General features: G+C 73.7%; 19 protein-coding genes. 7 read left to right on the top strand and 12 right to left on the bottom strand.

Translation table 11 applies throughout. The features are described from left to right. Window positions 1-67: 67 nt before the first annotated feature. Entirely contained in the window at window positions 68-430 is a 363-nt protein-coding gene (locus ABD946_RS32790) for a hypothetical protein (RefSeq protein WP_345289278.1), read from the top strand. Between the two features lie 66 nt (window positions 431-496). Here ABD946_RS32790 and ABD946_RS32785 read toward each other — a convergent pair whose 3' ends face one another. Further along, window positions 497-1,183, bottom strand: a complete 687-nt coding sequence (locus ABD946_RS32785) for a hypothetical protein (RefSeq protein WP_345289277.1) — start codon at window positions 1,181-1,183, stop codon at window positions 497-499. 286 nt (window positions 1,184-1,469) lie between these two features. Here ABD946_RS32785 and ABD946_RS32780 point away from each other — a divergent pair, with 286 nt between their 5' ends. The 3 genes from ABD946_RS32780 (at window position 1,470) to ABD946_RS32770 (ending at window position 2,702) form a co-directional block, all read left to right on the top strand. Further along, window positions 1,470-1,814, top strand: a complete 345-nt coding sequence (locus tag ABD946_RS32780) for a rodlet layer protein (protein ID WP_345289276.1) — start codon at window positions 1,470-1,472, stop codon at window positions 1,812-1,814. An 86-nt stretch (window positions 1,815-1,900) separates the two neighbouring features. Beyond that, complete coding sequence (locus tag ABD946_RS32775; protein WP_345289275.1) at window positions 1,901-2,245, top strand: rodlet layer protein; 345 nt, start codon at window positions 1,901-1,903, stop codon at window positions 2,243-2,245. Between the two features lie 199 nt (window positions 2,246-2,444). Further along, window positions 2,445-2,702, top strand: coding sequence for a hypothetical protein (locus ABD946_RS32770; RefSeq protein ID WP_345289274.1), 258 nt, complete (start codon window positions 2,445-2,447; stop codon window positions 2,700-2,702). Between the two features lie 58 nt (window positions 2,703-2,760). On the opposite strand, the gene hemB is transcribed toward ABD946_RS32770, so the two are convergent. The 7 genes from hemB to ABD946_RS32735 form a co-directional block, all read right to left on the bottom strand. Next, a complete protein-coding gene (gene hemB, locus ABD946_RS32765) occupies window positions 2,761-3,741 on the bottom strand; it encodes a porphobilinogen synthase (RefSeq protein ID WP_345289273.1) in 981 nt (326 codons plus the stop codon). Window positions 3,742-3,888: 147 nt separating this feature from the next. Next, window positions 3,889-5,529, bottom strand: a complete 1,641-nt coding sequence (locus tag ABD946_RS32760; RefSeq protein WP_345289271.1) for a bifunctional uroporphyrinogen-III C-methyltransferase/uroporphyrinogen-III synthase — start codon at window positions 5,527-5,529, stop codon at window positions 3,889-3,891. After that, entirely contained in the window at window positions 5,526-6,512 is a 987-nt protein-coding gene (gene hemC, locus ABD946_RS32755) for a hydroxymethylbilane synthase (RefSeq protein WP_345289270.1), read from the bottom strand. Before hemC ends, ABD946_RS32760 begins: the two co-directional genes overlap by 4 nt. Before the next feature lie 41 nt (window positions 6,513-6,553). After that, complete coding sequence (locus ABD946_RS32750; RefSeq protein WP_345289269.1) at window positions 6,554-7,927, bottom strand: glutamyl-tRNA reductase; 1,374 nt, start codon at window positions 7,925-7,927, stop codon at window positions 6,554-6,556. Window positions 7,928-7,961: 34 nt separating this feature from the next. After that, on the bottom strand, window positions 7,962-8,831 hold the full coding sequence (locus ABD946_RS32745) for a redox-sensing transcriptional repressor Rex (RefSeq protein ID WP_345289268.1): 870 nt from the start codon (window positions 8,829-8,831) through the stop codon (window positions 7,962-7,964). Between the two features lie 176 nt (window positions 8,832-9,007). Next, window positions 9,008-9,739: a 3'-5' exonuclease gene (locus ABD946_RS32740; RefSeq protein WP_345289267.1), complete on the bottom strand. Its 732-nt coding sequence runs from the start codon at window positions 9,737-9,739 to the stop codon at window positions 9,008-9,010. A gap of 148 nt (window positions 9,740-9,887) precedes the next feature. Beyond that, window positions 9,888-10,175, bottom strand: coding sequence for a glutaredoxin family protein (locus tag ABD946_RS32735; RefSeq protein WP_345289304.1), 288 nt, complete (start codon window positions 10,173-10,175; stop codon window positions 9,888-9,890). Between the two features lie 122 nt (window positions 10,176-10,297). On the opposite strand from ABD946_RS32735, the gene ABD946_RS32730 reads away from it, so the two are divergent. The 3 genes from ABD946_RS32730 to ABD946_RS32720 all read left to right on the top strand — a co-directional run bounded on the left by ABD946_RS32730 (window position 10,298) and on the right by ABD946_RS32720 (window position 13,993). Then, the gene (locus ABD946_RS32730) at window positions 10,298-11,203 is read left to right on the top strand and encodes an HAD family hydrolase (protein ID WP_345289266.1); all 906 of its coding nucleotides are present in this window, start codon (window positions 10,298-10,300) and stop codon (window positions 11,201-11,203) included. 437 nt (window positions 11,204-11,640) lie between these two features. Beyond that, window positions 11,641-12,462: an ECF subfamily RNA polymerase sigma factor, BldN family gene (locus tag ABD946_RS32725; RefSeq protein ID WP_380149573.1), complete on the top strand. Its 822-nt coding sequence runs from the start codon at window positions 11,641-11,643 to the stop codon at window positions 12,460-12,462. Between the two features lie 268 nt (window positions 12,463-12,730). Beyond that, the gene (locus ABD946_RS32720) at window positions 12,731-13,993 is read left to right on the top strand and encodes a DUF5667 domain-containing protein (protein ID WP_345289264.1); all 1,263 of its coding nucleotides are present in this window, start codon (window positions 12,731-12,733) and stop codon (window positions 13,991-13,993) included. A 56-nt stretch (window positions 13,994-14,049) separates the two neighbouring features. Here the strand turns inward: ABD946_RS32720 and ABD946_RS32715 are convergent, their stop codons facing one another. From ABD946_RS32715 to ABD946_RS32700, 4 genes are all read right to left on the bottom strand, one after another. After that, window positions 14,050-15,060: a lysophospholipid acyltransferase family protein gene (locus tag ABD946_RS32715; RefSeq protein ID WP_345289263.1), complete on the bottom strand. Its 1,011-nt coding sequence runs from the start codon at window positions 15,058-15,060 to the stop codon at window positions 14,050-14,052. A 7-nt stretch (window positions 15,061-15,067) separates the two neighbouring features. After that, complete coding sequence (locus ABD946_RS32710; protein ID WP_345289262.1) at window positions 15,068-16,099, bottom strand: NAD-dependent epimerase/dehydratase family protein; 1,032 nt, start codon at window positions 16,097-16,099, stop codon at window positions 15,068-15,070. A gap of 125 nt (window positions 16,100-16,224) precedes the next feature. Beyond that, window positions 16,225-16,323, bottom strand: coding sequence for a 30S ribosomal protein bS22 (locus tag ABD946_RS32705; RefSeq protein ID WP_003948845.1), 99 nt, complete (start codon window positions 16,321-16,323; stop codon window positions 16,225-16,227). 131 nt (window positions 16,324-16,454) lie between these two features. Then, window positions 16,455-16,664: a helix-turn-helix domain-containing protein gene (locus tag ABD946_RS32700; protein WP_057231645.1), complete on the bottom strand. Its 210-nt coding sequence runs from the start codon at window positions 16,662-16,664 to the stop codon at window positions 16,455-16,457. Window positions 16,665-16,694 lie beyond the last annotated feature (30 nt).

Here is a 16,694-nt window from a genome sequence, read left to right as displayed (position 1 = left end):
CCGCACCCTGCCCTGCCCTGCCCTGCCCTGCCCTGCCCTGCCCTGCCCTGCTGAGGAGTCGAACCCCATGCTCTCCCGCCACCTCCCCGCCGCCGCCCTCGGTCTGCTCGCGGCCGGCTTCCTGCTCTCCTCCCCCGCCGCCGCGGCCGGGCTCACCCCGCCGGTGGGCGGCCTGCAGCCGATCGACGCCGCCGCCGGCCTGGAGGGCGCCACCGGCGGGCTCGGCCACGGCCTCAGCCCGGCCAAGACCCTCCGGCTCGACCCGTGGGCCGGCTCCTCCGCCGACCTGTTGAACAACGGGCTCTCGCTGGAGCCCGACAACGGCCTGGCCCCGGTCGGCACCGCCCCGCTCACCCAGCCGCTGAGCCAGGGCGGCGGCACCAAGGACCTGCCGCTGGTGGGCGGGGTCATCGACCAGCTGCCCGGCTGAACAGACGCGCACGCGGAAGGAGCCCGGCACCTCGGGGGTGCCGGGCTCCTCGCCGTACCGGGCCGGTCAGCCCTGGGCCAGCACCTCGCGGACGGTGCCGGCGGTGGTGCCGGTCAGGTCGGAGAGCGAGTCGCTGACCGAGAGCTTCTCCTCGCCCTTGCCCAGGCTCGCCTTGGCACCCGGGATGGCCTGCACCGGGTTGGTGATCAGCTGCGGGTCGAGCTCGCCGGCGCTCAGCACGTCGTCCACCGGGGTGGCCGCGTTGCCCTGGGCCCACTCGAAGGGGTGACCGAGGGTCAGGTCCGGGCCCTGCGCGTTCAGCGGGGCCGCCGGGGCGTCCAGCGCGACGTCGCCCAGGTCGGTGGAGCGGTCCGCGGTGGGCAGCGGCAGCGCGGCCTGCAGGCGCGGCCCGATCCGGCCGACCTCGAGGCCCGGCACGACCCGCTCGGGGATCAGCTGGCCACCGGGCGCCTCGTCCGGCTTCGGCGGCATCACCAGCGAGGTGGGCACCCCGCCCGAGATGTGGCCGTCCCCGGGGAAGATCGGGAGGTGCTCGCTCACCGTCTCCAGCGGGATGTTGAAGGGGACCTCCTCGGTGGCCAACTGGTCTTCCATCGCCGCGACCTGACCGGCCGTCATCGGCTCGGTGTGGGCAGGAGCCGCCACGGCCGCCGCCTGACCCGTGAGCACACCGGAGCCGACCGCCAGCAGCAGCGCGCCGGCCGCGCGCTTGGAGAGCTTCATGCTGTTCACCGTTCTGTCATATGAAGGGCCCATCGGCCTGATTCGGCCGGCCTGGGAAATCAATCCCTTCAACGAGCAATCCGGGAGCGGGATAGCGAGCGTTGACCGGTTCGGCCTAATAATCCGACCGGACACAGAGGATCTTGACTGACCGTTGGTGAATCCCCGAGATTCCGCGTAACTTTCCCGCCGCTCGCTCTTTGATCCCGTTGTCGCAGCCAGGACGGCGGTCGGAGGCAATCCCCCCGGACGGGCCGGCAACCGATGGTGATTCATCAAGAGAGGTATCTCCACCATGCTCCAGAAGACTTTCGCGGCAGTCGGCCTGGCCGCCGCCGCCATGGCCGCCGGTACCGTCCCGGCCTCCGCGATCGGCAACGCGGACGGCGGGGCGGCCGGCCTCTCCGGCCACGGCGGCACCAACGCCACGGGAACCTGGGGCGACCACAGCCCGAACTTCCACGTGCTCGACAACCCGAACATCTGCCTGCCCGAGGTGCACAACATCGCGGTCGGCGTTCTGGGCGTCGCGGTGCCGGTCGAGGTCGACGCCCTGAGCAACCAGCCGAAGCAGACCTGCGTGGTCGGCCCCGGCACCCAGGGCAGCGGCGACGGCGGCGTCTCGCACCTGGTCGGCTGACCTCTCGCCGGCCCGGCCCCGCTACCCGGGGCCGACCAGTACCACCCGTTCCACCACACCCATCAAGTCCGAAAAGGAACAGAACAATGATCAAGAAGGCCCTCGCCGCTGTCGGCGTTGCCACCGCCGGCCTGGCCATGACCGCCGCCCCCGCCATGGCGATCGGCGACGCTGACGGTTCCGCCGTCGGCGTCTCCGGCAACGGTGGCACCAACGCGACCGGCACCCACGGCGACCACTCCCCGAACTTCCACACCCTCGACAACCCGAACCTCTGCCTGCCGGAGGTCCACAACATCGCCGTCGCCGTCATCGGTGTCGCGGTGCCGATCGAGGCGGACGTCCTCAACAACGAGCCGAAGCAGACCTGCAACGTCGGCCCCGCCACCCAGGGCTCGGGCGACGGTGGCGTCAGCCACCTGATCGGCTGATCAACCGGGTAAGGCCGACCGCCGGGTTCGGGGGACTCCCCCCGGGCCCGGCGGTTTTCCGTTCCCCCGCGACCCCGGCCACTCGTTGGAGTGCGGTTCCTTCGGGTGGCCGGTGGGCGGCCCTGGCGCGTGCTGCGCCGCGGCCGTCCGATTCTGTGATCACGTGTAGTCACACTGCTGTCACGCAGAGAGGGAAACCATGAAGAGCATCCTGGGCAAGGCCGCGCTCACCGCGGTCGCCACCCTGGCCCTGGCCGGCATCTCGGCCCCCGCCTACGCGCACGTCGAGGCTCACGGCGGCGCCCAGTTCGCCGCCACCGCGAGCGAGCCGTTCCTGGCCGCCGAGCAGTGGGGCCACGCCGAGACCAGCCACATCGAGGCCTGCTTCGAGCAGTGGTTCGTGGCCGGCGACGACTGGGCCGCCGGTGGCGGCGAGGGCCACGCCGAGATCCACTGACACCACGTCAGCACGAGGGCGCGGCACCCGTCCCCGGGTGCCGCGCCCTTGGCGTGCGTCACTTGAGGAGGCGCGCCGCCTCGGTGGCCCAGTAGGTGAGGACCTGCCCGGCGCCGGCCCGGCGGATCGAGGTGAGGGTCTCCAGGATCATCCGCTCGCGGTCCACCCAGCCGTTGGCCGCGGCCGCCTCGACCATCGAGTACTCGCCGGAGACCTGGTACGCGGCGACCGGCACCGGCGAGGCGTCGGCCACCTGGCGCAGCACGTCCAGGTACGCCATCGCGGGCTTCACCATCACCAGGTCGGCGCCCTCGGCGACGTCCTGCTCCAGCTCGCGCAGCGACTCCCGGGCGTTGGCCGGGTCCTGCTGGTAGGTCTTGCGGTCGCCCTTGAGCGAGGAGCCGACGGCCTCGCGGAACGGGCCGTAGAACGCCGAGGCGTACTTGGCGGTGTAGGCCAGGATGCCGGTGGACTGGTACCCGTTGGCGTCCAGGGCCTTGCGGATGACGCCGATCTGACCGTCCATCATCCCGGACGGGCCGACCAGGTGGACCCCGGCCTCGGCCTGGACCAGGGCCATCTCCTCGTACCGCTTCAGGGTGGCGTCGTTGTCCACGCCGCCGTCCGCGCCCAGCACCCCGCAGTGCCCGTGGTCGGTGAACTCGTCCAGGCACAGGTCCGACATCACCACCAGGTCGTCCCCGACCTCGGCCACCACGTCCCGGATCGCCTGCTGCAGGATCCCGTCCGGGTTGGTGCCCTCGCTGCCGGTGGCGTCCTGCACCAGCGGCACGCCGAACAGCATGATCCCGCCGACGCCCGCCTCCACCGCCTCGGCGGCGGCCCGCTTCAGCGTCTCCCGGGTGTGCTGCACCACCCCGGGCATCGAGCTCACCGGCCGCGGCTCGGTGATCCCCTCCCGCACGAACGCGGGCAGGATCAGCTCGGCCGGGTGCAGCCTGGTCTCCGCGACCAGCCGCCGCATCGCGGGGCTCTGCCGCAGACGGCGCGGACGGACGTACGGGAACTCAGCGGACAACGGATATCCCTTCTCGGTGATGCCGGGGGCGCGAGGAACTGCGCGGGTACGGAAGGCGGACCAGCGGCAACTGAACCTCCGTCAGCCAGTTGCAGGTGCTGCCGTTCCCCGGCGCGCAGTTCCTCGCGCCCCCGGTGCAACCACTTCCTAGCGGGCGGCCTTGCGGCGGGAGCCGGGGCGGCGCTCGCTGGGGCGGTAGACGGGCTCGCCCGCCGCCACGGCGGCGTCGCGGCGGTTCGCCCCGAAGTCTGCCAGCGCCTGCGCGAGTGCGGCGGCGGACGGGGCCGGAGCCATCACGTCGACCCGCAGGCCGTGCTCCTCGGCGGTCTTCGCGGTGGCCGGCCCGATGCAGGCGATCACCGTGACGTTGTGCGGCTTGCCGGCGATGCCGACCAGGTTCCGCACCGTCGAGGAGGAGGTGAAGAGCACCGCGTCGAACCCGCCGCCCTTGATCGCCTCGCGGGTCTCGGCCGGCGGCGGGGAGGCCCGCACCGTCCGGTAGGCCGTCACGTCGTCGACCTCCCAGCCGAGTTCGACCAGGCCGGCCACCAGGGTCTCGGTGGCGATGTCGGCGCGCGGCAGCAGGACGCGGTCGATCGGGTCGAAGACCGGGTCGTAGGGCGGCCAGTCCTCGAGCAAGCCGGCGGCGGACTGCTCGCCGCTGGGCACCAGGTCGGGCTTCACGCCGAAGTCGACCAGCGCCTGGGCGGTGGTCTCGCCGACCGCGGCGACCTTGATGCCGGCGAAGGCGCGGGCGTCGAGGCCGTACTCCTCGAACTTCTCCCGGACGGCGCGCACCGCGTTCACCGAGGTGAAGGCGATCCACTCGTAACGGCCCGTCACCAGGCCCTTGATGGCGCGCTCCATCTGCTGCGGGGTCCGCGGGGGCTCGACCGCGATGGTCGGCACCTCCTGCGGGACGGCGCCGTAGGAACGGAGCTGGTCGGAGAGGCCGTGCGCCTGCTCCTTGGTCCGCGGGACGAGGACGTTCCAGCCGAACAGCGGCTTGGTCTCGAACCACGAGTGGGAGGAGCGGTGGGCGACCTGCTCGCCCACCACGGCTATCACCGAGGTGTTCGGGTCCACCGGGGCGGAGACCGGGGAGGGCAGCACCCGGGCCGCCTTGAGGTCGGCCGCGATGGTGGCCAGGGTGGCGGTGAAGGTGCGCTGCCGGGTGGTGGTGCCGGACAGGGTGGCCGAGAGCGGGGCTTCGGGCTTGCGGCCGTTGGCCACCAAGGCCTGGGCGGTGGCCGGGAGTTGGCCCAGCGTGGTGCGGACCACCAGGGTGGTCTCCGGCATCCCGAGGTCGATGTTGCCGCCGGCCAGCAGGCCGGCCGCGTCGACGAAGCGGACGTCGGCGCCCTGGCTGCCGCGCAGCGGGACGCCCGCGTAGGCGGGGACGCCGACCGACTGGGCGACGCCGGGGATCACCTCGAAGGGGATCGCGGCGTTGGCGCAGCCGAGCATCTCCTCGGCGGCGCAGCCGTCCAGGCCCGGGTCGCCGTCGACGGTGCGGACCACGTGCTTGCCGTTGCGGACCGCCTCGGCGACCACGGCGGCCACGTCGGGGCAGTCCTCGCCGACGGTGCTGTGCACCACGACGCCGACCGGACAGTGGGTGCGCACGGCGGCCGCGGTGAGCGGGTCGGCGATCAGCACGTCGGCGGAGGAGAGGACGTCCACCGCGCGCAGCGTGAGCAGGCCCGGGTCACCCGGCCCCGCTCCCAGGAAGGTGCAACGGCCCGCCGGGGCGGCCGGGTTGTGGGCGAGGTTGGCGGCGGCGCTCATCGGGCTCGCTCCCCCATCAGGTTGGCCGCGCCCGCTTCGAGCAGCCGCTCGGCGAGCGCGTGGCCGAGGGCCACCGCCTGCCGTTCGGCGGTCTCGTCGGGGGTGAGCGGACCGTTGGCGGTCATCTTCAGCAGGGTGGCGCCGTCGACGGTGCCGACCACGCCCTCCAGCCGCAGTTCGGTGCCCTGCCAGGTGGCCAGGGCGGCCACCGGGGCGGAGCAGCCGGCCTCCAGGCGGGCCAGCAGGGCCCGCTCGGCGGCGACGGCGGCTCGGGTCGGGGTGTGGTCGAGGCCGCGCAGCACGGCGGCGAGCGCCGGGTCGGCGCACTCGACGGCCAGGGCTCCCTGGCCGGGGGCGGGGAGCATCAGCTCCGGGTCCAGGTGCTCGGTGATCTCGGCCGAGCGGCCGAGGCGGTTGAGCCCGGCGGTGGCGAGCACCACCGCGTCCAGCTCGCCGGCGGTGACCTTGTTGATCCGGGTGTCCACGTTGCCGCGGATGGCCACCGTCTCGACCGTGGCGCCGAGGCCGCGGGCCCAGGCGTTGAGCTGGGCCATCCGGCGCGGGGAGCCGGTGCCGATCCGGACGGGGTGCCCGGAGCCGGCCAGCTTCTCGACCAGCTCGGTGAGGGCCAGTCCGTCGCGGGCCACCAGGGCGTCCCGGCTGTCCTCGCGCTCGGGGACGGCGGCCAGGAAGAGGCCGTCGGGGGCGGCGGTGGGGAGGTCCTTGAGGGAGTGCACCGCCAGGTCGATCCGACCCTCCAGCAGCGCGTCGCGCAGCGCGGAGACGAAGACGCCGGTGCCGCCGATCTGGGCCAGCGCCTCCCGGGAGGTGTCCCCGTAGGTGGTGATCTCGACCAGCTCGACCGGTCGGCCGGTGACCCGCTCGACCGCGCGGGCGACCATGCCCGACTGGGTCATGGCGAGGGCGCTGCGGCGGGTGCCGAGGCGCAGCGGCTGTCCGCCGCCGGTCAGTTGACCATTCATGAGGTGATCGTCCCGGTCATGCTCGTGGGCTGTCTGGTGGTTCATCGGGGGCTTCCCCCCGCGTGTCCGGCATCGGCCGGAGCCGGCGGTCCGGCCTGGGCCGGCGGCCTGGGGCGGGCGCCGGCCGGGGAGCCGGCCACCGCCTGGATCGCCGCCGGGTCCAGGTCGAAGAGTTCGCGCAGCGCGTCCGCGTACCCGGCGCCGCCGGGCTCGGCGGCGAGCTGCTTGACCCGGACGGTGGGGGCGTGGAGCAGCTTGTCCACCACCCGCTTGACGGTCTGGGAGACCTCGGCGCGGGTGCGCTCGTCCAGGTCGGGCATCCGGGAGTTGAGCCGGCCGAGCTCGCTGAGCACGACCTCGGAGGCCATCTGACGCAGCGCCACCACGGTGGGGGCGATCCGGGCCGCGCGCTGGGCGGCGGCGAAGGAGTCGACCTCGTCGGAGACGATGCCGACCACCGCGTCCACGTCCCCGGCACCGGGGGTGGCGGCGTGGGCCCGGGAGAGGCTCTCCAGGTCGACCAGCAGGGCGCCGTCGAGTCCGTGGACGTCGTGGTCCACGTCGCGCGGCATGGCCAGGTCGAGGAAGGCCAGCGGGCCCTCGCCGGTGCGCAGGGCGGTGGCGGCGGCCACGTCCTCGGCGGTGATCACCACGCCGGCCGCGCCGGTGCAGGAGATCACCAGGTCGACGTCGGCCAGTGCCTCGCGGACCTTGGCGAACTCCACCGTGCGCGCGCCGAGGTTGGCGGCCAGCCGCTCGGCGCGCTCGGCGGTGCGGTTGGCGATCAGCAGGTCGGAGACGCCGGCGCGGACCAGGGTGGCGGCGGCCAGCGAGCTCATCGAGCCGGCGCCGACCACCAGGGCGCGCTTGCCGGCGATCTCGCCGGCCCCGGCGGCGACCTGCTCCAGGCCGAAGGTGACCAGCGACTGCCCGGCCTTGTCGATGCCGGTCTCGCTGTGGGCGCGCTTCCCGACCCGCAGGGCCTGCTGGAACAGCTCGTTCAGCCCGCGCCCGGCGGTGTGCTCCTCCTGGGCCCGGGCCAGCGCGTCGCGCAGCTGGCCGAGGATCTGGCCCTCGCCGACCACCATCGAGTCCAGGCCGCAGGCGACCGAGAAGATGTGGTGCACCGCCCGGTCCTCGTAGTGCACGTAGAGGTGCGAGGTGAGCTCTTCGAGGTCGACGCCGCTGTGGTGGGCGAGCAGCAGGGAGAGCTCGGCGACGCCCGCGTGGAACTTGTCCACGTCGGCGTAGAGCTCGATCCGGTTGCAGGTGTTGACCAGCGCGGCCTCGGCCACCGCGGGGGCGGCGGCCGCGTCGTGCAGCAGGCGGGCCGGGGTCTCCCCCGTCAGCGCGGCGCGCTCCAGCACGGTGACGGGCGCGCTGCGGTGGCTCAGCCCGACGACGAGAAGACTCATGCCCGCCCCTCGGTGATGCGGATCCGACGGATGCTCATGCGGGCATCACCGCCGAGAGGTCGCCCTCGCCGGCCTTGGCGGCGGGCTTGCCCTTGGCCGGCTCGGCCTTGGCGGTGCCGCCGCCGGCGGCCCGGCGCAGCTTGGCGGCGGCGGCCCGGACCGGACCGGGGGCCCGGTCGAGCACCGAGTCGCCCTGCCCGGGCTCCTCGCCGGCCTTGCGCTGCTCGTGGAAGGCGAGGATCTGGAGCTCTATGGAGAGGTCCACCTTGCGCACGTCCACGCCGTCCGGGACGGTCAGCACGGTCGGGGCGAAGTTCAGGATGCTGGTCACGCCGGCCTCCACCAGGCGGTCGCAGACCTGCTGGGCGGCGCCGGGCGGGGTGGTGATCACGCCGATCGAGACGTGCTGGCTCTCCACGATGGACTCCAGCTCGTCCATGTGACGGACCGGCAGGCCGGCCGCGGTGGAACCGACCACGGCCGGGTCCGCGTCCAGCAGGGCGGCCACCCGGAAACCGCGGGAGGCGAAGCCGCCGTAGTTGGCGAGCGCGTGGCCGAGGTTCCCGATGCCGACGATGACCACGGGCCAGTCCTGGGTCAGGCCCAGCTCGCGGGAGATCTGGTACACGAGGTACTCGACGTCGTAGCCGACGCCGCGGGTGCCGTAGGAGCCGAGGTAGGAGAAGTCCTTGCGGAGCTTCGCCGAGTTGACCCCGGCCGCGGTGGCCAGCTCCTCGGATGAGACGGTGGGGACCGAGCGCTCGGAGAGCGCGGTCAGGGCCCGCAGGTAGAGGGGGAGGCGGGCGACGGTCGCCTCCGGGATGCCCCGGGCACGCGAGGGTCGGCGCGCGGCGCCCGGTTCGGGCGTCTGCGAGGTGCTCTGGGTGGATCGGCCGATTGCCACGGTGCTCCTGTGGGTGAAGCTGGGCTTTGGCAGCCAGGCTATGCGTTTGTGAACGTGTGCACAAAGATGGTGTCCGTTTTGTCCGCCCACAGTGACGCGCATCACGCGGCGGCGGCACGTCCTGGAGCCGACCGCGGACTGCGTCAGGTCGCACCGTACCGGACCGGGGCGGACGGTCACCGCCGCGCGCCGGACGCGGAGGGCACCGGGGCGGTGGCCCGGGCGGTCAGCACCGTCGGCGCCTCGACCCCCCGGGGCCACGGGCCGAGCACCGCCTCGCGGCGGATCAGCGGCAGCTCGCCGGCCCGGCGGCGGGACGGCGCGGCGCCCAGCCGGGGCCAGGGCAGCCCGGCCGCCTCGTGCAGCGGGGCCTGCCAGTCGGCCCGGGCGGCCAGGTGGCGGAAGAGCTCGGCGGTGGCCCGGGCGTCGCCGAGCGCGGTGTGCGCGGGGTACCAGCCGAGGCCGGCGGTCTCCACGCAGGCGGCCAGCCCGTACCCGCCGGCCCCGGGCAGACGGGCCCGGGCCAGGCGGAGGGTGCAGAGCGCGGGGACCGCGGGCAGCGGCACCCCGATGCGGGCGAACTCCCGCTCCAGGAAGGCCCGGTCACAGCTGACGTGGTGTCCGACCAGTACCCGGCCGCCGAGCAGGTCGAGCAGCAGCGGGGCCAGCTCCCGGAAGCGCGGGGCTCCGACCACGTCGCCCTGGGCGATGCGGTGCACATGGGTCGGACCGACCGGCCCGACCGGGTCTATCAGGGTGGAGAACTCGCCCTCCGGGCGGAGTTGGCCGTCCAGCAGCACCACGCCGACCTCGACCATCCGGTGCCGCCACGGGCTGCGGCCGGTGGCCTCGACGTCGACCACGGCGAACCCGCCCCGCGGGGGCGGCAGTTGTCGACCGGGGAGCATGAACGCCCTCCTCCGTCATCCAGCCCCCGGCGGACAGAAACGTGTTAGATCGTAAGCCGACCATCAGGCGTTTCCTAAGCCGATCCTCATATTCGAGACAACGATTCGGAGAAGCACCCCCGCCGATCGGAGGGGTACCGGCCCGGGCTCAACCGCCCAGCGCCGCCCGCAGCCTGCGCTCGTCGACCCGCCAGAAGTCGTGCTGCTTCCCGTCGATCAGGGTCACCGGGATCTGCTCCCAGTACCTGCGGTACAGCTCCTCGTCCTGGAGGATGTCCCGCTCCTCGAAGGTGCTGCCCAGCTCCCCGGTGACCCGGACGATCACCTCCCGGGCGTCGTCGCAGAGGTGGCAGCCGGGCTTCCCGATCAGGGTCACGGTCCGCTCGGCCGGCTTCTTGGAGGTGTCGCGTCGCAGCAGTGGGCTCACCCGCCCCATTGTGCCCGCCGCCGCACCGGCCGCCGAGGGGCCGCGGGCGCGTCCGCCGGTGGGCTCCCGTTCACCCTCCCTGAAGGCGCTGGTCACGAGGAGAGTCCCGGCGGCTGGCTATGCTCGGTGGCATGGTCGCCCTGAGAAGGCTCACGCGGGTACGGCAGGCGCCGGACGAGCAGACGGTGCTGGCCGGCGAGGCAGCCGCCGACGCGGCGCGGACGCAGGCCCCCGAGGGGGACCACCAGCCGACCCCGGACGACCCGCGGGCCGCCGCCTTCTTCGACTGCGACAACACCATCCTGCGCGGCGCGGCCATCTTCTACCTCGGCATCGGCCTGTACCGGCGGAAGTTCTTCACCCGGCGGGACATGGCCCGCTTCGCCTGGCAGCAGGCCTGGTTCCGGGTGCACGGCGCCGAGGACCCGGCGCACATGGCGGACGCCAAGGACAAGGCGCTCGGCCTGGTCGCCGGCAAGCGGACCAGCGAGCTGGAGGAGATCTGCGAGGAGATCTTCGAGGACGTCATCGCCCGGAAGATCTGGCCCGGCACCCGGGCCCTGGTCCAGCTCCACCTGGACGCCGGCCAGCGGGTCTGGCTGGTCACCGCCGCCCCGCAGGAGGTGGCCCGGATCATCGCCCGGCAGCTCGGGATGACCGGCGCGCTCGGCACCGTGGCCGAGGCGGTGGACGGCGTCTACACCGGACGGCTGGTCGGCGGCCTGCTGCACGGGGAGGCCAAGGCCGCCGCGGTCCGCGCTCTGGCCCGCCGCGAGCGGCTCGACCTGGACCGGTGCGCCGCCTTCAGCGACTCGGCCAACGACATCCCGATGCTCGGCCTGGTCGGCCACCCCTACGTGGTGAACCCCGACTCCGCGCTGCGCCGCCACGCCCGGGCCAACGGCTGGCGGGTGCGGGACTTCCGGACCGGCCGCAAGGCGGCCCGGGTCGGCCTGCCCGCCGCCGCCGGCCTGGGCGTCCTGGCCGGGGCCGCCGCCGCCACCGTGGCCATCAGGCGGCGCCAGCACGCCGCCTGACCACCCGTCAGGGTGACGCGCCGGGGACCCGCCGGTCGGCCTCACACGTCCGAGCGAACTCCGGCCCCCGCCGGGGCCGTTCCGAACCCGTCCGGCCGTGACCGGAAGCGATCGTTCGGCGACTCGGGAAAGTCTGGGGTTGCCGGGCCCCGAACCCGGGAAACCAGCCGCCCCGCTCCGGAATCTGTCACCAGGCGTGCACGGTCACTCACTTTGAGGCAGTCTCCCCGCGACACCTTCGGTCAGTTCCAGCCGCATATGCACGCCAAGCGGATCTCAAACGACCACTTCGGCCACAGGGTGTAGCTGTCATTGCACAAAGCGTTATTCTCTCCTGGATGCACGCCACCCACACGTCACCCGTGACGGGGGATCAGGGCGCGTGCTCTCCGCGCAGGCGGAGGTGACCCGTCCACAGTTCTGCCTCTGGGAGTCCCGTGTACCCACCCGTCCGGAACGACGCGCCTGCCTCCTCCCGCCCGTCGCCCCTCACCCTGCGCGGTACCCACCTGGCACGACTGCGCTCCGCGATCCGCGAGTTCGAGCTGTACCTGCCGCAACCCGCGCTGGCGGGCGCGCCGTTGGCGGCCGGCCCCGGCCTCGCGCTGCGCTCCACCACCACCGGCTCCACCCCGACCCGCAGCCGCGGCGCGGTCGGCAGCGGCAGCCGCGGCCGGGCCAGAACCGCGCCCGCGCCCGGCCTGGAGTCCGAGCACAACCCGATCATGGAGCTGGTGGAGCGCGCCCAGAACGGCGAGAGCGAGGCGTTCGGCCGCCTGTACGACCACTACGCCGACACCGTCTACCGGTACATCTACTACCGGGTCGGCGGACGGGCCACGGCCGAGGACCTCACCAGCGAGACCTTCCTGCGCGCGCTGCGCCGGATCGGCACCTTCACCTGGCAGGGCCGGGACTTCGGCGCCTGGCTGGTGACCATCGCGCGCAACCTGGTGGCGGACCACTTCAAGTCCAGCCGGTTCCGGCTGGAGGTCACCACCGGCGAGATGCTGGACTCCAACGAGTGCGAGCGCAGCCCCGAGGAGTCGGTGCTGGAGTCGCTCTCCAACGCGGCCCTGCTGGACGCCGTCCGGCGGCTCAACCCGCAGCAGCAGGAGTGCGTCACGCTCCGCTTCCTGCAGGGGCTCTCGGTCGCGGAGACGGCCCGCATCATGGGCAAGAACGAGGGCGCCATCAAGACGCTCCAGTACCGCGCGGTGCGCACCCTGGCCCGGCTGCTGCCGCCCGACGCCCGGTGACGGCCGCCGACGGGCCGCCTGACGGTTCGTCAGGCGGACGGCCCCGGCCGCCCGGTCGGGTGAAGGCGCGGTCACATGCTCTGCTTAACGCCGACGGGGGGTCGTGCGTAACCGACTCCCCTCACCGCTCGTTGGCCAGCGTGCAAGCCCCCGCCGGGCCGTCGGTCAAGCAGGATCGGCCACGCTCACCCGATGGAGTGGTTTTGGCCCGCCGTGGCAACCGTCCGGCAGGCCGGGGAGTCGACAACGACGAAGGGAGGTGTGGCCCGTGACGGCAAACATGCTGGAGCACCGGCGGGCGAGGGCCTTCGCCGAGGCGCTGGAGGCCCACCACGCGGAGCCCCACCAGGGGGACTTGAGATCGGACGACGGCAGGCCCACCGGCTCCACCGCGATGGCGGAGCTGCTGGGCATGGCGGACGCGCTCGGCGCGCTGCCCGGTCCGGAGCTCGGCGGTGAGGCCAGGGCGCTCCAACGCGCCCAGCTGATGGCCGCGTTCGAGCGGGAGTGGGTGGCCCCGCCGACGGCGCGGGTGCCCCAGCAGCGGCGCCACCGGGCGATCCGCGCCGGGGCACGGCGGCGCTGGGGCCGGCGGCTGGCGATCGGCGGCCTGGTCGGCGCCGTCGCGGTGGGCAGTTTCGCCGGGGCGGCAGCGGCCAGCTCCAACGCCCTTCCGGGCGACACCCTCTACGGCATGAAGCGCGGCCTGGAGGACCTCCGGCTGAGCTGGGCGGGCTCCGACTCCGAGGTCGGCGCGCTGCTGCTGGACCAGGCGTCCACCCGCCTCGAGGAGGCCAGGGGCCTGCTCGACCGGTCGGACACCGGCACCTCGCTCAGCCCGCACACGGTCGAGCAGGTCCGCCGCGCACTGGACGACATGCACGCCGAGGCCCTGCGCGGCCGCGAGCTGCTCCGCTCCGTCTACCGGAGCAACGGCTCGCTCGACCCGATGCGCCGGCTGGCCGACTTCGCCGCCGTCGAGGACGGTCGCTGGGCCTCCGTCCAGGGCCAGCTGCCGAGCCAACTGACCACCCAGGCCAGCAAGGTGAACCACCTCTTCGACGAGATGACCGAGGACGTGGCCCCGCTCAGGCTGGCCCCGGCCCCCGGCCAGGAGAAGGCCAAGGGCAAGGGCGCGCAGGCTCCCGGCGACAGCAGCGGCACCGGCGGTCAGTCGTCGGCCCCCGCCGAGCAGCAGCCGAAGAGCGGCACCGGCAACTCCACCGCCGGCCAGCCCAAGGCCCAGAACCCGGCCAACCCCGGTTCGGGCCAGGGCAGTTCCTCGCCGAACGCCAAGCCCTCGCCCAACCTGCTGGACAAGCTGCTGCCCGCCCCGCTCACCGGGAACGGCACCGGCCCGCTCGGCGGCGTCACCGGTGGCGGCAGCAGCCCCTCCGCCGGCACCTCCGACCGCCAGCCGGCCGACCCCGCCCCGGCGGACGGCGCGGCACCGGCCGACCAGCAGCCCCAGCAGGAGCTGCGCATCCCGTCACTGATCCCCGGTCTGCTCCCGGAGATCTCGCTCGGCTGATCCACCGTCGGCAAGGAAGGGGCGGGGCCACGGGCCTCGCCCCTTCCCGTCGTCCGCTAGAAGAAGACCGAGCGGCGCTGCACCAGCAGCTTGTACAGGGTGTGCTGGATGGTCTCCCGCACCTGGTCGGTGAGGTCGAAGACCAGCATCGGGTCCTCCGCCGCCTCCGGCGGGTGCCCGTCGGTGGCGATCGGCTCGCCGAACTGGATGGTCCACTTGGTCGGCAGCGGGATCGCGCCCAGCGGCCCCAGCCAGGGGAAGGTCGGGGTGATCGGCAGGTACGGCAGGCCGAGCGCGCGGGCCAGCGTCCGGGCGTTGCCGATCATCGGGTAGGTCTCCTCCGCCCCGACGATCGAGCAGGGCACGATCGGCACCCCGGCCCGCAGCGCCGAGGCCACGAAGCCGCCCCGGCCGAAGCGCTGCAGCTTGTACCGCTCGCTGAACGGCTTGCCGATCCCCTTGAAGCCCTCAGGCCAGACCCCGACCACCTCGCCGCGCTCCAGCAGGGCCTGGGCGTCCTCCGCACAGGCCAGGGTGTGCCCGGCCTTGCGGGCCAGCTCGCCGACCACCGGCAGCACGAAGACCAGGTCGGCCGCCAGCATCCGCAGGTGACGCCGGTCCGGGTGGTGGTCGTGGATGACGATCTGGGTCATCAGCGCGTCCAGCGGGATCGTCCCGGAGTGGTTGGCGACGATCAGCGCCCCGCCCTCGGCCGGGATGTTCTCGATCCCCCGGACCTCGATCCGGAAGTACTTCTCCGCCAGCGGGCGGAGCATCGAGAGCAGCACCTCCTCGGTGAGCTCCCGGTCGAAGCCGAACTCGTCCACCTCGTAGTCCCCGGTGACCCGGCGGCGCAGGAAGGCCAGCCCGTCGGCGGCCCGCTGCTCCCAGCCCTTGCCCAGCGCCCGGGTGGCGGCGGCGCCGATCGGCCCGGCCAGCGCACCGCCGACGGCGTCCGCGATCCGGTCGGCCAGCGCGGGGGCCGGCTCCTCCGGCTGCCAGCTGGGCGCGGACTCGATCGGGATCACCTTGGCCCGGTCGGGCACGGGCTCGTTGGCACTGGACATCGCGTCCTCAGCTCCTGGTCGGGGTCTGACGGGTCAGCAGCTCCGCCAGCCGGTCGGTGGCGGCGGCCAGCCGGCCGGGCGGCAGCAGCCCGACGGTCTGCGCGGCCGCGAAGTCGGCGAAGGCGTCCGGGGTGGAGCGGCCGGGCTCCCAGCCGAAGGTCTCCCGGAGCTGACCGGTGCTCACCACCCGGCCGTGGCTGAGCAGCTGGATCTGCTCCGGCGAGATGTCGGCCAGGCCGGTCCAGCGGGCCGCCCCGGCGGCCAGCCCGAGCGCGGGCCCGAGCAGCGGCACGGTCGGCCGGCCGAGCCGGCGGGCGCACTGGGAGAGCAGCAGCACGCCCTCCCCCGCGACGTTGTAGGTGCCCGGGCGTGCCTGCTCGGTGGCGGCCCGGTGCAGGATGTCCACCGCGTCGTCCTCGTGCACGAACTGGAGGCGCGGGTCCCGGCCCAGCACGGTGGGCAGCACCGGCAGCGCGAAGTAGTCGCTCAGCGGGGTGTCCCCGGCCGGGCCGACGATGTTGGCGAAGCGCAGCACGGTGACGGCCACGTCGGCGCGGCGCCGGGCGAAGCCGCGGACGTAGCCCTCGACCTCGGTGGCGTCCTTGCCGAAGCCGTCCCGGGGCAGCGCCCTGGGCAGCGTCCGCTCGCCGAAGACGGCCGGGTCGCGCGGGGCGGAGCCGTAGACGGCGGTGGTGGACTTGACGACCAGTCGGCGCAGGCCCGGGGCCTTCTGGCAGGCACCGAGGAGCTGCATGGTGCCGATGACGTTGTTCTCCTTGGCCGCCGCGCGGCTGCCGGTGCCCGCGCTGACGTCCAGGTGCACCACGGTGTCCACGGCGTGCTCGGCCAGCACCCGGGCCACCGCCGGGCGGCGCAGCTCGGCCCGCACGTACTCGACCCCGTCGGCGGCCATCCCGCCCCAGGGCTCCCCGCTGTCCAGCCCGACCACCCGGTCGATCCCGGGCCGGGCGGCCAGCCGGGCCGCGAACCTCGCACCGAGGTGCCGGGCCACGCCGGTGACCAGCACGGTCTTCCCCACGCCTGCCGCCCCTCTCGAACGCCCTCTCTGCCGCACCGTACCGGAAAAAGGCGACCGCCCGCCCCGGCCGGAGCCGGGACGGGCGGTCTTCACACCCAGGCGCGCCAGGGCGCGACCGTGGGGTGTTACTTCTTGTTGCGACGCTGCACGCGAGTGCGCTTCAGAAGCTTGCGGTGCTTCTTCTTGGCCATACGCTTGCGACGCTTCTTGATGACAGAGCCCACGGAACTACCCTCGCTCACTGAGACTCTCGTCCGTGAGAGACGGAGTCCATACGACTGACGGAGGGCCTAGCCTACCGTCCACGCCGGATAAGCCGTAATCCTGCCCCGCCGAGGCGGGAACAGGGCGGCGATCAGGCGCTTTCCAGTCGTACGTAGGACTCCCTCAGGTACTCGTGGACGGCCTGTTCGGGGACCCGGAAGGAGCGGCCCACCCGGATCGCGGGCAGCTCTCCGCTGTGCACGAGGCGGTACACCGTCATCTTCGAGACCCGCATGACCGAGGCGACCTCGGCCACCGTCAGGAAGACGACCTCCTGCAAAGGGCGTTCTCCGGAACTCATGGACTTCACCCGACCCTTGTCCCGTGTGCA

It is taken from the genome of Kitasatospora albolonga (assembly GCF_039535905.1).
Lineage (GTDB): Bacteria > Actinomycetota > Actinomycetes > Streptomycetales > Streptomycetaceae > Kitasatospora > Kitasatospora albolonga.
The sequence above is the reverse complement of the archived record's forward strand: the minus strand, read 5'-3'. Positions and strand labels throughout refer to the sequence as shown.